Origin of the sequence: Pseudonocardia yuanmonensis, from assembly GCF_039542425.1 — a bacterium.
Taxonomy (GTDB): domain Bacteria; phylum Actinomycetota; class Actinomycetes; order Mycobacteriales; family Pseudonocardiaceae; genus Pseudonocardia; species Pseudonocardia yuanmonensis.
This window is the reverse complement of the sequence record NZ_BAABIC010000008.1, coordinates 1-14,774: the sequence shown is the minus strand read 5'-3', so window position 1 is coordinate 14,774 and position 14,774 is coordinate 1. Positions and strand designations below refer to the sequence as shown.

General features: G+C 72.2%; 13 protein-coding genes and 1 pseudogene. 12 read left to right on the top strand and 2 right to left on the bottom strand.

Annotated elements, in window-relative coordinates; genetic code table 11:
• Position 1: 1 nt before the first annotated feature.
• From ABD990_RS13400 to ABD990_RS13340, 12 genes are all read left to right on the top strand, one after another.
• Positions 2–1,216 (top strand): MCE family protein, encoded by a 1,215-nt coding sequence (locus tag ABD990_RS13400; protein ID WP_345380790.1) that lies wholly within the window; start codon positions 2–4, stop codon positions 1,214–1,216.
• Positions 1,213–2,403: an MCE family protein gene (locus ABD990_RS13395; RefSeq protein ID WP_345380789.1), complete on the top strand. Its 1,191-nt coding sequence runs from the start codon at positions 1,213–1,215 to the stop codon at positions 2,401–2,403. The genes ABD990_RS13400 and ABD990_RS13395 overlap by 4 nt, the downstream gene beginning before the upstream one ends.
• Positions 2,400–3,464: an MCE family protein gene (locus tag ABD990_RS13390; RefSeq protein WP_345380788.1), complete on the top strand. Its 1,065-nt coding sequence runs from the start codon at positions 2,400–2,402 to the stop codon at positions 3,462–3,464. The genes ABD990_RS13395 and ABD990_RS13390 overlap by 4 nt, the downstream gene beginning before the upstream one ends.
• 10 nt (positions 3,465–3,474) lie before the next feature.
• A complete protein-coding gene (locus tag ABD990_RS13385) occupies positions 3,475–4,716 on the top strand; it encodes an MCE family protein (protein ID WP_345380787.1) in 1,242 nt (413 codons plus the stop codon).
• The gene (locus ABD990_RS13380; protein WP_345380786.1) at positions 4,716–6,041 is read left to right on the top strand and encodes an MCE family protein; all 1,326 of its coding nucleotides are present in this window, start codon (positions 4,716–4,718) and stop codon (positions 6,039–6,041) included. Before ABD990_RS13385 ends, ABD990_RS13380 begins: the two co-directional genes overlap by 1 nt.
• A 1-nt stretch (position 6,042) precedes the next feature.
• On the top strand, positions 6,043–7,392 hold the full coding sequence (locus tag ABD990_RS13375) for an MCE family protein (RefSeq protein WP_345380785.1): 1,350 nt from the start codon (positions 6,043–6,045) through the stop codon (positions 7,390–7,392).
• Entirely contained in the window at positions 7,356–8,141 is a 786-nt protein-coding gene (locus ABD990_RS13370) for a hypothetical protein (protein WP_345380784.1), read from the top strand. Before ABD990_RS13375 ends, ABD990_RS13370 begins: the two co-directional genes overlap by 37 nt.
• Positions 8,138–8,755: a hypothetical protein gene (locus ABD990_RS13365; RefSeq protein ID WP_345380783.1), complete on the top strand. Its 618-nt coding sequence runs from the start codon at positions 8,138–8,140 to the stop codon at positions 8,753–8,755. Before ABD990_RS13370 ends, ABD990_RS13365 begins: the two co-directional genes overlap by 4 nt.
• A 202-nt stretch (positions 8,756–8,957) precedes the next feature.
• Complete coding sequence (locus tag ABD990_RS34375; RefSeq protein ID WP_425569594.1) at positions 8,958–11,207, top strand: aldehyde dehydrogenase family protein; 2,250 nt, start codon at positions 8,958–8,960, stop codon at positions 11,205–11,207.
• A complete protein-coding gene (locus tag ABD990_RS13350) occupies positions 11,207–12,403 on the top strand; it encodes a thiolase family protein (RefSeq protein ID WP_345380781.1) in 1,197 nt (398 codons plus the stop codon). Before ABD990_RS34375 ends, ABD990_RS13350 begins: the two co-directional genes overlap by 1 nt.
• Positions 12,400–12,813, top strand: a complete 414-nt coding sequence (locus tag ABD990_RS13345; RefSeq protein ID WP_345380780.1) for a Zn-ribbon domain-containing OB-fold protein — start codon at positions 12,400–12,402, stop codon at positions 12,811–12,813. Before ABD990_RS13350 ends, ABD990_RS13345 begins: the two co-directional genes overlap by 4 nt.
• Before the next feature lie 47 nt (positions 12,814–12,860).
• Entirely contained in the window at positions 12,861–13,466 is a 606-nt protein-coding gene (locus tag ABD990_RS13340; protein ID WP_345380779.1) for a TetR/AcrR family transcriptional regulator, read from the top strand.
• A 21-nt stretch (positions 13,467–13,487) separates the two neighbouring features.
• Here ABD990_RS13340 and ABD990_RS13335 read toward each other — a convergent pair whose 3' ends face one another.
• Both ABD990_RS13335 and ABD990_RS13330 read right to left on the bottom strand, forming a co-directional pair.
• Positions 13,488–14,090, bottom strand: coding sequence for a TetR/AcrR family transcriptional regulator (locus ABD990_RS13335; protein WP_345380778.1), 603 nt, complete (start codon positions 14,088–14,090; stop codon positions 13,488–13,490).
• Between the two features lie 121 nt (positions 14,091–14,211).
• Positions 14,212–14,774: pseudogene (locus tag ABD990_RS13330) on the bottom strand (2-oxoacid:ferredoxin oxidoreductase subunit beta); the annotation flags it as partial.

Genomic DNA, 14,774 nt, shown 5'->3' with positions numbered 1-14,774 from the left:
GATGACACAGTCGATCAAGCTCAAGGTCTACGCGCTGATCCTGCTCGGCGTCATCGGCGGGTTCGCCGCGCTCTGCGTGGCGGTCTACAACAAGGCCTTCACCTCGACCGTCCCCGTCTACGTCCGCGCTGACCGCTCCGGCCTGCAGATGTACCCCGGCAACCGGGTCCAGCTGCTCGGGGTCGACGTCGGCGAGGTCGGAAACGTCGCGCTCGACGAGGGCGGTCGCTCCGTGCTGATCACCCTGGACATGGACCCCGACACCCTGAACCAGATCCCGGCCAACGCGGGCGTGGAGCTCAACCAGCTCACCGCGTTCGGCGCCAAGACGGTCGGGCTGACCGTCCCGGAGCAGGCGTCGTCGGCGACGCTCGCGGCGGACGACACGCTCATGACCGACCGGGTCACCGTCGAGGTCAACACCCTGTTCGATCACCTCGACGACGTGCTGACCACGCTCGAGCCGGACAAGGTCTCGGCCTTCCTGGGCAACATGGCCCGGTCGCTGAACGGCCGCGGGGCGCAGATCGGCGAGACGGCCACCGAGCTGGAGGCCTACCTGCGCCGGTTCAACGAGAACCTGCCGGACCTGCAGCGCACGCTGCAGAGCGGGGCGGACCTCACGAACCTCTACGCGGACATCGCCCCGGACCTGACGACCCTGCTGGACAACGCGGCCTTCACCAGTCGCACCATCGTGGACCAGCAGGCCCAGCTGGACAGCTTCTTCTACCAGGTGACCCGGCTGTCGGGTGTCGGCGCGGACTTCTTCCGGCAGAACGGCGACGACCTCGAGGAGGTCGTGCGCACCGGGCTGCCCACCACGAGCTTGCTCCGCGAGTACTCGCCGGTGTTCTCCTGCTTCCTCCAGGGCATGGACGAGGGCCGCAAGCGGCTGGAGAAGACCCAGGGCGACACCGTCCCCGGCCTGGTCGGCAACACGACCTTCGAGCCGGGCGACCGGGCCTACGACGGTCCGCCGGTCGTCGCGGCCACCGGCGGCCCGAACTGCAACGGCCTCCCGTCCGTCGACGGCCTGTCGACGCCGCCGGAGCTCCTGCGCAACGTCGACGAGGGCGGCGAGCCCAACCCGGACCCGGGCGACAACACGCTGCGGATCGGTGACCCGCCGCTCGTGGCCCAGCTGTTCGGCCCGCTCGCGGCGCAGGGCGCGAACGGTGCCGACGGTGCGGAGAACGCGGAGAGCGGGCGATGAGCAGCAGCAACGCGCAGGCCATCGCGGCCCCGCTGACCAAGAGCATCATCTTCGTCATCGTGACGCTGCTGGTGCTCGGCCTGATCGGGTTCGAGCTCTCGGGCGGCGGCTGGTTCTCCACGACGAAGTCCTACTCGGCGGTCTTCCGCGACACCTCCGGGCTGCGGCCCGGGGACTCCGTCCGGATCGCCGGGGTGAAGGTCGGCAAGGTCTCCGACGTCGAGGTCTACGAGAACACCCAGGGCAAGGTCACCTTCGATGTGGAGGCGGACCGGACCCTGCCGGAGGGCATGCAGGCCTCGGCCCGCTACCTCAACCTCACCGGCGACCGGTACCTCGCGCTGAGCGAGGGCGCGGGCAGCACCGCGCGGTTGGTCGAGGGGGCGACGCTGCCGATCGCGCAGACCAAGCCCGCGCTCGACCTCGACGTGCTGCTCGCCGGGTTCAACCCGCTGTTCGAGGGGCTGGCCCCGGAGCGGATCAACTCGCTCACCCAGGACGTCATCCAGGTCTTCCAGGGCGAGGGCGGGACGATCGAGTCCCTGCTGGCCCGGGCGGCGTCGCTGACGAACACCCTGGCCGACCGCGACCAGGTGATCGGCCAGGTCGTCACCAACCTGAACACGGTGCTGGGCACGCTCGACCAGCGCGCCCCGCAGCTGGAGCAGACCATCGACCAGCTCCAGCAGCTGATCAGCGGGCTGAACAACGATCGCGGCCCGCTCGGCCAGTCCTTCGCGGACATCGACCGGCTGGTCACGGGCACCGACAAGCTGCTCGGTGACCTGCGCGGCCCCCTCAAGGGCACGGTCGACCAGGTCGATCGCGTGGCGACGCTGGTGAACGAGGGCCAGGAGGCCGTCGACACCAACCTGTCGCTGCTGCCCGGCGCCTACCTGCGCGTCAGCCGTCTCGGCTCGCGCGGCGCCACCTACAACCTGTTCATCTGCTCCCTGCGGCTCAAGCTCACCGGGCCGGACGGCCAGCCCATGTACACGCCATGGGTCGGCCCGTCGGACAACGTCGACCGGTGCAAGCCGAACATCGAGCCGCTCGAGACGCCCGAGCAGCGCGAGGCCCACGACCCGGTCGTCGAGGAGCGCCGGGAGAACCCGCCGGGGACCGGACCAGGGGAGAACCCCTACCCGGTCGACGCCCCCGCGTCCCATGAGGAGGGTGGACGGTGAAGCTCCGGTTCCGGGAGAAGAACCCGGTCGTCATTGCGATCGCCGGCCTGGTCGGCCTGCTCGCGATGCTCTTCGGCTCCTTCCAGCTCGCCGCGCTCCCGGTCTTCGCGGGCACCACCTACGAGGCCCGGTTCGCCGAGGGGGGCGGCCTCAAGGCGGGCGACCGTGTGACGGTCGCCGGCACCGAGGTCGGCAAGGTGTCCTCGGTGGACCTCGAGGGCGCGGACGTGGTCGTGACGTTCACGGCCAAGGACGTGTCCCTCGGCGAGGCCACCCGGGCGTCGATCCGCACCCAGACGCTGCTGGGCGAGCGCCAGCTGGGCATCGAGCCCGCGGGCGACGGCGAGATGTCCTCCGGCGACACGATCCCGCTGGAGCGGACCACCTCGCCCTACAGCGTCACCCAGGGCATCGAGGACCTGACCCGGCGCACGGGCGAGGTGGACATGGACCAGCTCGGGCAGGCCATGGACACCTTCTCCGACGCCTTCGCCGACACCCCGGACGAGATCGCGCCGGCCTTCGCGGGCATCACCCGGATCTCGCAGACCATCGCCTCCCGGGACGAGGCGCTGCGCGCGCTGTTCGACCGGGCCGAGAAGGTCACCGAGGTGCTCAAGGGCCGCACCGGTCAGCTCACCACCCTGCTGGTCGACGGCAACACCCTGCTGCAGGAGCTGGAGCAGCGCCGCGCGGTGCTGCACGAGCTGCTGGTCAACACCAAGGCGGTGGCCGACCAGATCGTCGGCCTCACGGAGGAGCAGCGGGACCGGCTCAAGCCGGCGCTGGACCAGCTGAACGCGGCGATGGTGGTCATCGAGCGCAACGAGGGCAACATCGTCTCCTCGGTGCAGCGCGTGTCGAGCTTCATCACCGGTCTCGGCGAGGGCCTCTCGACCGGCCCGTACTTCACCGGGCACGGCGACCTGTCCGGGGCGGCACCCGTGGTGTTCCCGGTCAACGACTACATCCCGAGCCTGACGGTGCCGAACAACCCGGTCGCCGGCGCGGTGCCCGAGCTGCCCGCGCCGTCGAACCTCATCGGACTGGGGGGCAACTGACATGGGAGTCATGCGCGCCACCGGCACCGTCACCAAGGTGCTCGCCGCGGTCGTCGTGGCCATGGTGCTCGCCGCCGTCGCCGTGCTGCTGCTCAACAGCGGCACGAAGAGCGGCGTGGCGTACTTCGCCTCGGTGAAGAACGTCTACCCGAAGGACCGCGTGCGGATCCAGGGCGTGGACGTCGGCGAGATCACCGCGATCGAGCCCGAGGGCGACACGGTGAAGGTCACCTTCGACTACGACGCGAAGTACGACCTGCCCGCGGACGCCAAGGCGGCGATCATCTCGCCGACGCTCGTCGCCACCCGGTTCCTGCAGCTGGCCCCGGCGTACACCGGCGGCCCGGTGCTGCCGGACGACGGGATCATCCCCGCCGACCGCACGGCGTCGCCGCTGGAGTTCGACGACCTGAAGCGGGAGATCGGCACCATCTCCCGGGCCCTCGGACCGGACGGGATCGACAAGGACGGGGCGCTCAAGCGCTTCTCCGAGACCGTGGCGGCGAACGCCGCGGGGGGTCAGGGCGCCAAGTTCAACGAGATGGTCCGCCAGGCCTCGGCCGCGGTGCAGACGCTGACCGATGGCCGCGAGGACCTCTTCGGCACGGTCCGCAACCTGCAGGCCTTCGTGACCGCGCTGTCCGCGCTCGACGACCAGATCGTCGAGTTCAACGGCAGACTCTCGACGGTCTCGTCCTTCCTCGACGACAACACCGACGAGCTCTCGGCGGCCCTGCAGGGCGTCGACGCCGCGGCGAAGGCCGTGCAGGAGTTCGTCGACACCAACGGGGCCCCGCTCAACGAGTCGGTCGACAAGCTCGGGCGCTTCACCCGCACGCTCGCCAACAGCCGCGACGACCTCGCGACGATCCTGCACGTCGGGCCGAGCACGTTGATGAACCTCTTCAACATCTACTCCCCGCGCAGCGGCTCACTCTCCGGTGCGCTGGTGGTGGACAACCTGAACACGCCCGCGGACTTCGTCTGCTCCGCCTACGCCGTGGCGTACCAGAGCGTCGACGAGGGTGTGAAGTCCTGCAAGAGCTACCTGGGTCCGCTGCTCGACGTGCTCCGCGTGCAGCAGGCGCCGGCACAGGTCAACCCGCTGCTCGTCCCGGGTGGCGGCGCGAACCAGCCGGACCCCGGCCCCATCGGCCCGGCGCCGCCGATCGCCGAGCGGCCCTCGGAGCTGCCGCCGCCGGTCGACGTCCCGGGCCTCGGGGGCCTGCTCGTCCCGAACGGGGGGAACTGATGCGCACGGTCCGCAGGTCCGTCGCGGTCGCGGCGCTGGCCGCCACCACGCTGTTGCTGTCCGGCTGTGACTACAAGGGGCTCAACGACTTCACCCTCCCCGGCGCGGAGGGCACGAAGGAAGGCTCCTACAGCGTCCAGATCGAGATGAACGACGTGGCCGACCTGGTGCCGAACAACCCGGTCCGGATCGGCGACGTCACGGTCGGCAACATCCAGAAGATCGAGCTCGACGGCTGGAAGGCCCTCGTCACCGTCACGCTCAACCCGGAGGTCGAGCTCCCGGAGAACGTGACGGCCAAGGTCGGCCAGGTCTCGCTGCTCGGCGCCAAGTACATCCAGCTCGACCAACCCGCCGACCCGGCTCCCCGCCTGGTGGCGGCGGACTCGCGGATCCCGCTCGCCCAGTCCGGGAAGTACCCCGAGACCGAGCAGGTCCTCGCGTCCGTGGCCGCCCTGCTCAACGGCGGCGGCCTGCAGCAGCTCAAGACCATCACCACCGAGCTGGACAAGGCGCTCGACGGCAAGGAGGAGACCTACCGCAGCCTCCTCGAGCAGCTGGACACCTTCGCGGGCGGGCTGGACGACCAGAAGGCGGACATCGTCCGCGCGATCGACGGCCTCGACCGGCTGTCGGCGCGCTTCGCCGAGCAGAATTCGAAGATCGAGGGGGCGCTGGACGCGATCCCGCCGGCGCTCGAGGTGCTGAACCGGGAGCGGGACAAGCTCACCGGGACGCTCACCGCCCTGGGCGACTTCGGCGTGGCCGCGGACGACGTCGTCCGGCGGACCTCGGACGACCTGGCGGCGAACGTGGCGAACCTGGAGCCCGCGCTGCGCGGCCTCGCGGACTCGGGCCGCTCGCTCACCGACTCGCTGGGCCTGCTGGGCACGATCGTGTTCCCGCTCAAGGGCTTCTCGGAGACCTTCCGGGGCGACTACGTGAACTTCTGGCTGACCCTGGACCTCACGCTGTCCACGCTGGACCGCAACTTCCTCACCGGCACCCCGTTCGCGGGCAGCCTCGGCAACTTCGAGAAGGTGCTCGCCGGGACGGGCGGGGCGGCGATGCAGAACGCCAACCCGCTGCTGGCGCCCGTGCAGGGCGGCCCGGAGGGGCAGCCCGCCCCGGTGCCGGTGCCCGAGGTCGCCGGCGACCTGCTGCCGCACGGCGGCGGGGTCGCGGGCTCCCAGCCCGCCACCCGGCCGACCGACCCGCCCGCGCCGGAGACCGGCGCGCCCATCCCGCCGGACGAGCGTCCCCCGGGCGATCCCGGCCCCGGTCCGATCGGCGGCCTCGTCGGCGGCCTGACGGGAGGGAACTGACATGCTGATCTCCCGCTTCGTCAAGGTGCAGCTGCTCGTCTTCACCGTGCTCACTCTGGTCGCGGCGCTGCTCATCGTGTTCGTCTACGTCCGGGTGCCGAGCCTGCTCGGCGTCGGGCGGATCTCCGCCACCGCGCAGCTCCCGGCGGCCGGAGGGCTCTACCCGAACGCCAACGTCACCTACCGGGGCGTGACCATCGGGAAGGTGACCGACGTCCAGCTGGACGACGGCCACGTCGTGGCCACCCTGTCGATCGACGCCGACCGGCCGCCCTCCGCGGCCAGCACGGCGGAGGTGCACAGCGTGTCGGCGATCGGTGAGCAGTACCTCGACCTGATCCCGCCGCCCGGGGACGCGGGTCCGGCGCTCGGCGACGGGGACGTGATCCCGTTGTACCGCACGTCGATCCCGTCGCCCACGGCGGACGTGCTGCAATCCGCGGACACCCTGCTGTCGTCCGTGCCGCACGAGCAGCTGCAGAGCACGCTCGACGAGTTCGCCGCCGCGTTCGACGGCATCGGGCCCGACCTGGGCCGGCTGATCGACAACACGCAGACGCTGGTGCGGACCGCGCAGGGCAACTACGAGCCGACCGAGACGCTGCTGAAGGACTTCCAGCCGTTCGCCGACCCCCAGCTGGTCTCCAGCGACGCGATCCGAGGCTGGAGCCGGGACCTCGCCGGCTTCTCGCAGGCCCTGCGGGACAACGACCCCGCGCTGCGGGGAGTCCTCACCGAGGGCTCGGCGGCCGCGGGCAAGGCGACCGACCTGCTCAAGGACCTGAGCCGGACGACGCCCACCCTGCTGTCGACGACCGGCGTGCTGACCCGGCTCGCCGAGGCCTACCACGCCCCGATCGAGCAGGTCCTGGTCGTCTATCCGATGTGGGCGGTCGTCAACCAGATGATCGTGCCCAAGGACCAGCCCGGCGCCCTGCGGTTCAACCTCGAGACGAACGTGAACCCGCCGAGCTGCGTCGAGGGCTGGACCTCGCCGGACCAGCCCGGTGGCGCGCGGAACTCCTCCGAGCTGGGGGACCTGCCGCTGCCGCAGAACAGCTACTGCAAGCTGCCCCAGTCCGACCCCACGCTGGCGCGCAGCGCGCGGAACCTGCCGTGCTTCGAACCCGGGTCACCCCCCGGACGGCGTGCGGCGACGATCTTCCAGTGCCGGGGCTCCGGCTACAGCACGGAGGAGGCGGGCCGGCTGACCCTCGCGCCGGACACGGCGCTGAACGGGCAGCCCGCCTTCTTCGAACCCCTCGCCGCACTGGGGGCGAACAGCACTCCGGCACCGACGCCCGAGGAGATGACATGGCCATCACTTCTGCTCACCGGGGCGGGCGCATGACCCGCCGCGGAGCGAGCCCACCCGTACCCGTCTGGGACGGGGTGGTGGACGGCGACATCGAGACCGACAGCGGCCCCGACGCCGGCCCTGACGCCGACCGGGGCGCCGACTCGGACGCCGAGCACCGCCCGACCGCGGCCCTCGCCGCCGCGGAGGACACGGACGAGCACCCGACCGCCGTCCTGCCCGCTGCGGACGGCGAGGAGCCCGCCGCGGCGGCCGGGACGGACGACGCCGACCCGGGCGGCGAGGAGCGCCCGACGCTGGGGGGCCGCGGTCTCGCGGGCCTGGTCGCCCTGCTGGTCGTGACCGTGCTCCTGCTCGGCGCCGCGATCACCGCGGGGGTGTTCTGGGCGAAGGGCGCGGCAGTCGACGTGGGACGGGAGAACGCACTGTCCGCCGCTCGGCAGACCGCCGTGAACCTGACGACCATCGACTTCAGCCATGCCGAGGACGACGTCCGGCGGGTGCTCGACGGGTCCACCGGCGACTTCGGCGGGCTGTTCACCCAGAACCTCGACTCGTACGTCGGTGTGGTGAAGGACGGCGAGGTCGTCACCACCGGCGAGGTGACCGAGGCGGGCATCGAGAAGTACGACGGCGAGACCGCGACCGCGGTCGTCGCGGTGAGGACCACGGTGAAGAACAAGACGGTGCCCGACGGCGAGCAGCGCTTCTACCGGCTCGTCGAGCAGCTGGAGCACCAGGACGGCAGGTGGCTGGTGTCGCGAGTGGAGTTCGTGCCGTGAGCCGGCTCGGGGGAGCGCTGACCGCCACGCGCGGCGGCATCAGGACCGGCATCGTGGGCGGCGCCCGCGCCGTCGGGAGCGGGGCGAAGGCCGCGGTGCACCTGCCCGGCGCCGCCTGGGCCGATGCCCGGCGCAGGCCACGGCGGGCGTTCACCGTGCTGGGCGTGACCGCGGTCGTGCTGGCGGTGGTCGCGGGACTGTTCGGGTTCTTCGCGCTGCGTCAGGCGCAGATCGAGAGCGCCCGCGGTGCGGCGAGCGCCGCGGCCGAGGAGAAGGTCACAGCGCTCTTGTCCTACGACTACCGCACGATCCAGAACGACCAGGGCGACCGGGGCGCCATGGTGACCGGGCAGTTCAAGGACGACTACGCCTCGCTGATCGCCGACATCGTCGGCCCGGCGGCGAGCCAGCAGCAGCTGACCACCCGCTCGTCCGTGGTGTCGAGCTCGGTCGTCGGCACCGACGGCACCGACCAGGTCACCTTGCTGATGTTCCTCAACCAGACCACGCAGTCCGCGGCGAAGCCGGACCCGACCCTGTCGGGGAGCCGGATCCGCGTGACCATGCAGGAGGTCGACGGGACCTGGCTCGTCTCGGAGCTGACCCCGGTCTGACCCGAGCCCAGCCCGGGGACGGGAGGTCCCCAGCCCGTCTCCCCGGTCCGCGAGGCCGGGCGGCCCCGCACCCGGCCGCCCGGCCTCGCGTCGTCGGGAGACAGAGATAGTGAGACAGAAAACGTTGCGTGTCTCGAATGTGCGGCCGTACGGTCCGGGGGTCGGGCTGCACGGACGCGGCGCGCGGAACGGAGAACGACCAGTGGAAGCGACCCTCGACCGTCCCGCCTTCTTCGTCGGCGGCGAGTGGCGAGATCCGTCGGGCGGTGAGGCGGCGGAGGTCCTCGAGGCCGCCACCGGCAAGGCGCTCGGGAACGCCGCGCTGGCCGCGTCGGCCGATATCGACGCCGGCGTGGCGGCCGCGCGCGAGGCCCTGCGCGGCCCGTGGGGCGGCACGACCGGCGCCGAGCGGGCCGAGGTGATCCGCCGGTTCGGTGCGGCGCTCAAGGCCCGCGGCCGCGACACCGCCCAGCTGGTCAGCCGCGAGAACGGCATGCCGCGGGCGTTGTCGATGGGCGCCAACGGGTTCGCCCCGGCGATCATGTTCGACTACTACGCCGGGCTGGCCGCCGGGCTGGACGCCGACGACGTGCGCCACGGCCCCCTCGCGCGCATCCGCGTCCGCCGCGGGCCGGTCGGCGTCATCGCCGCGATCACCCCCTGGAACTACCCGCAGGCCCTCGCCGCGATGAAGATCGCTCCCGCGCTGGCCGCGGGCTGCACGATCGTGCTGAAGCCGTCCCCGGAGACCGCGCTCGACGCCTACGCCTTCGCGGAGGCGGCGGCGGAGGCCGGGCTGCCGCCGGGCGTGCTGAACGTGCTCCCCGGCGGCCGCGAGGCCGGGGCGTACCTGGTGGAGCACCCGGGCGTGGACAAGGTGGCGTTCACCGGATCCACGGCAGCCGGGCGCGCGATCGGGGAGGTCTGCGGGCGGCTGCTGCGCCCGGTCACCCTCGAGCTCGGCGGGAAGTCCGCGGCCCTCGTCGCCGAGGACGCCGACCTGGACGTCTTCCTCGCCGCCCTGCCAGAGGTGTCGCTGGCCAACAACGGACAGACCTGCCACGCGAGCACCCGGATCCTGGCGCCGCGCTCGCGCTACGCGGAGATCGTCGACGCCGTCACGGACACCGTGAAGGCCCTGCGCGTCGGTGACCCGCTGGAGAAGAACACCCAGATCGGGCCGCTGGTCAGCGCGGCCCAACGCGAGCGGGTGCTCGCCCATGTCGACGCCGGCCGTCGGAGCGGAGCGCGCCTGACGGCCGGCGGGTCCATCCCCGCCGACCACTCCGAGGGCTGGTTCGTGGAGCCCACCGTGTTCGCCGACGTCGAGAACACCAGCCCGATCGCGCGCGAGGAGATCTTCGGGCCCGTCCTGGTCGTGACGCCCTACTCGGACGAGGACGAGGCCGTCGCCCTGGCCAACGACTCCGAGTACGGCCTCGGCGGCACGGTCTGGACCGCCGACCAGGAGCGGCGAGGCCCTGGCGGCACGGATCGAGACCGGCACGGTCGGTGTCAACCACTACGCCCTGGACGTCCTGGGCCCGTTCGGCGGGGTCAAGGCCAGCGGGCTCGGGCGGGAGCTCGGACCCGAGGGCCTCACCCCCTACGTCGCGCTGAAGTCCGTCTACCTGCCTCCGGAGGCCCGATGACCAGCATCGACACGACCACCGAGCCCGCCGCGCTCCTGGAGCGCCGAGGGCACGTCGCGGTCGTCACGCTCAACCGGCCCAAGGCCATGAACGCGGTGAACGCCGCCCTGTCGGTCGCCGCCGGTGCCGCGCTGGAGCAGGCGCAGCAGGACCCCGAGGTGCGGGTCGTGGTGATCACCGGCGCCGGCCGCGGGTTCTGCGCGGGCGCGGACCTCAAGGAGCTGGCCAAGGGCAACCGGATCGACGACCGCGAGCACCCGGAGTGGGGCTTCGGCGGCATCGTGCAGCACTGGATCGGCAAGCCCGTGATCGCGGCCGTGAACGGCTACGCCATGGGCGGCGGCACGGAGATCATGCTGTCCTGCGACCTCGCGGTGATCGACGAGACGGCCTCGCTGGGCCTGCCGGAGGTCAAGCGCGGACTGTTCGCCGCCGCGGGCGGGGTCATCCGGCTGCAGCGGCAGATCCCGCTGAAGATCGCGCTGGAGACGATCCTGACCGGCGAGCCGATGTCCGCCGCACGGGCCTACGAGCTGGGCCTGGTCAACCGGGTCGCGCCGCAGGGCACCGCGCTCGACGTCGCGCTGGAGCTGGCGGAGCTGATCGCGGCCAACGCGCCGCTGTCGGTGCAGCAGAGCAAGCGGGTGGTGCACGAGACCTGGTCCGCGGGCTCGGACTGGGGGCCGGAGACCTGGGCGATCAACCGCGACGCGGTGAAGGTCGTCTTCACCAGCCGGGACGCCAAGGAGGGCCCGACGGCCTTCGCGGAGAAGCGCGAGCCGGTCTGGGAGGGGCGCTGATGACCGGCGCTGGGCTGAACTCAGCGATCGTCGGTCTCGGGCTGACCGAGATGGGCAAGGTCTACGGGCGGTCCTCGACGTCGCTCGCCGCCGAGGCGGTCCGGCTCGCCGTCGCGGACGCGGGGCTGGGCCTGGGCGACCTCGACGGGCTGCTCGTCAGCGCCGGGGTGAAGCAGGACGTGAACGTCAACCTCGCCGCGGTGCTCGGCCTGCACGACCTGGCTGTGCTCAACCAGGTCAACGCCTACGGGGCCACGGCGGGGGTCATGGTGGCGCAGGCCGCGCAGGCGATCGCCGCGGGTGCGGCAACGACCGTGGCCTGCGTGTTCGCCGACACCCCGCTGAAACAGAAGCAGTCGGCGGGGGCGGCCTGGGGCTCCGGGGCCAAGCGTCCCGGCGCCGCGCGGAACCTGCGCGGCATGGCGGGCTGGTCGGTGAACTCCGGCGCCACGAACCCGAACATCCTCTACGCGCTGTGCGCCCGCCGGCACATGGAGCGCTACGGCACCACGTCGGAGCAGCTCGCCGAGATCGCGGTCGCCCAACGGGCGTGGGCGGTACAGAACCCGCTCGCCCAGATGCGCGAGCCGCTCACGGTGGCCGACCACCAGGCGTCGCGCTGGATCGCGGACCCCCTGCACCTGCTGGACTGCTGCCTGGTCAGCAACGGCGCGGTCGCGGTGGTCGTGACCGCGGCGGACCGCGCGGCATCGCTGGCGAGGCCGCCGGTCCACGTGTGGGGGTTCGGCCAGGCCCACGCCCCCCGCCGCATGCACGCCGGGTCGGACTGGGGGCTGGTCACCCCCGCGGGAAGGTCCGGCCCGGCGGCCATGCGCATGGCGGGCATCGGGGTCGACGACGTCGACGTCGCCGAACTCTACGACTGCTACACCTACACCGTCCTGGTCACGCTGGAGGACTACGGCTTCTGCGCCAAGGGCGAGGGTGGGGCGTTCGTGTCCGACGGCCGGCTCGCGCCGGGCGGGAAGCTCGCGTGCAACACCGGCGGCGGGCAGCTGTCGTCGTACTACATGTGGGGCTTCACGCCGCTCTCGGAAGCGGTCATCCAGGCGCGGGGCGACGGGGGAGCACGTCAAGCCCCGCGCAACGACGTCGTCCTGGTCAGCGGCAACGGCGGGATCCTGGAGCACCACTCCACGCTGGTGCTGAGCCCGCACGAGAGGAAGGCCTCGTGAGCAGCGGCTTCCCCCTGGTCGAGCGGGACGAGGCGAGCGCGGCGTTCTACGACGCCGCGGCCCGCGGCGAGCTGCTGATGCAGCGCGGCCCGTCCGGCACGGTGCTGCCGCCCGAGGCGCGCACCGACCCCGACAGCGGGTCGGCGGACCTGGAACCGGTGGTCGTGTCGGGCGAGGGCAGGCTCGTCAGCTGGGTCGTGGTGCACCAGGCCCCGCTGCCGGCTCTCGCCGAGGCGGTGCCGTACGTCAGCGCCGTCGTCGAACTGGCGGAGGGGCCGTGGCTGATGGTCCGGCTGCTGACCGACGATCCGGCCGGTCTGCGGGCCGGGGCTCCGGTCCGGGTGCGCTTCGTGCCGTCCGGTCCCGAGGAGGAGCCCGGCGAGGTCCTGCCCGTGTTCGAGCCGGTCTGACCGGTGCCGACCGGTACGCTGACGGTCCGAACGGCGGGGGGATGAACGTGGGACGAGGACGGGGGCCCTTCGCGGGCGGCCCGGAACAGGCACGGCGCCGGCTGGTGTCCGCGGCGGAGGAGTGCTTCCTCGCCTACGGCGTGCAGCGCACCACGATGGACGACATCGCCAAGCGCGCCGGGGTCTCGCGTCCCACCGTCTACCGGTACTTCGCCGACCGGGACGCGCTGATCATCGAGGTCGTGTCCCGCCGCTCGCGGGCCTTCAGCGGCCAGGCGCGCGAGTTCATCGACAGCCGTACGACCTTCGCCGACAAGCTGGTCGACGGGCTGACGTTCCTCATCGACGGCGGCCGCAAGGACCCGATCCTGCAGGCCCTGCTCCGCCCGGAGAACCTCGGCGCGGCGAGCGGGGTCCTCACCTCGAGCAACGTGGCGCAGAACCTGACCTACGAGATCTGGGAGCCGATCCTGTCGGCCGCGCAGGCCGCGGGCGAGATGCGCCCGGACGTCGACCTGCACGAGCTCTGCGCGCTGATGGCCGACGTCGAGATGATCATGGTCGGTCGCGAGGGCCTCTTCGACCCGGACGGGCCCACCGCCCGCGACCTCATCGGGGACTTCCTGCTGCCGGCGCTCGCGCCCGCGGGCTGATCCCGCGGGCGCCAGGTCCGCTCAGCCCGCGCGGATCGCGCTGCGGTCGTACTCCACCGCGTGGTGCAGCGCGGGCACCACGAACCGCTCCATCAGGCGGCGGTGCGACGGGTCGTCCGCGCCGAGCCGCTCGATGCGGCCCACCAGGATCAGCTCGACGAAGGTCAGCCAGGCGCAGAACCGGTCGACGTCCAGGTCCGCCCGGACCTCGCCGGCCTCCTGGGCCTCGCGCAGGATCGGGGCCCAGAGTTCGGCCGTGAGGTCCGTCGCCAGCTTCGGCGTGTCGCTGACCCGGTTGGCAACGTCGAGGAACTCCAGGCTGACGAGCTGGAGGACCATGGGATCCCGACGCCCGCTGTCCACGAGGAAGATCATCCCGTCGACGAGCTTCGCGTCGATCGTCGACCGGGTGTCGATGAACCGCCGCGCCCGGTCCAGAAGGTCCCGCGCGCGGGCGAGCAGGACGCCGGTGATCAGGTCGTCCCGGGTCGCGTAGTGCCGGTAGACGGTGGGACGGGAGACGCCGGCCTCGCGCGCGACGTCGTCCATCGTCGTCTTCGTGATGCCCAGGCGGAGGTAGCAGGCCTCGGCGGCGAGCAGGATCGCCGTGGCCGGGTCGGTCACTCGGGCACGCGGCGCCCGCTTCCGCCCTCCCTCGGGGCCCTTCACCATCGCCTTCCCCCTCCGTGCGCCCGTCGACGCTACCGGACGGGATTCGTCGGACAGGTCTGTGACGGTCCCCATATCAGGCGATGGTCCAGGTGTCGCGGCCCGCGATCAGACCCTGGAGGTCGGGGGTTCCCCCGCTCCTGGCCTGCTCGACCTGGGCGCGGGCGGCGTCGTCGTAGGTGGTGCGGTCGACGTTGCGGAAGATGCCGGTGACGGTGTGGTTCAGGTCCTGGTCGGACAGCCGGGACAGGGCGAAGGCCAGCTCCAGGTTCGTGGCGTCGTGGACGACGATGTCGGAGGGGTCGAAGCCGGCGCCGTCGACGACCTCGAGCCGGAAGCCGCGCTGGATGACGGCGTACTGGCCGAGCCCGTCGTCGCCGACCGGTCCGAAGCGGATCGGCTCCCCGTGCCGGACCGGGATGAGCCGCTGGTCCTTGGTCTCCGGCTTGCGCAGCAGGTCGAAGGAGCCGTCGTTGAAGATCGGGCAGTCCTGGAAGATCTCCACCAGCGCCGAGCCGCGGTGGGCGGCGGCGGCGCCGAGGACCTCGGTGAGGCCCTTGCGGTCGGAGTCCAGCGCGCGCCCCACGAAGCTCGCCTCGGCGCCGAGGGCGAGGGAGATCGGGTTGAACGGGTGGTCGA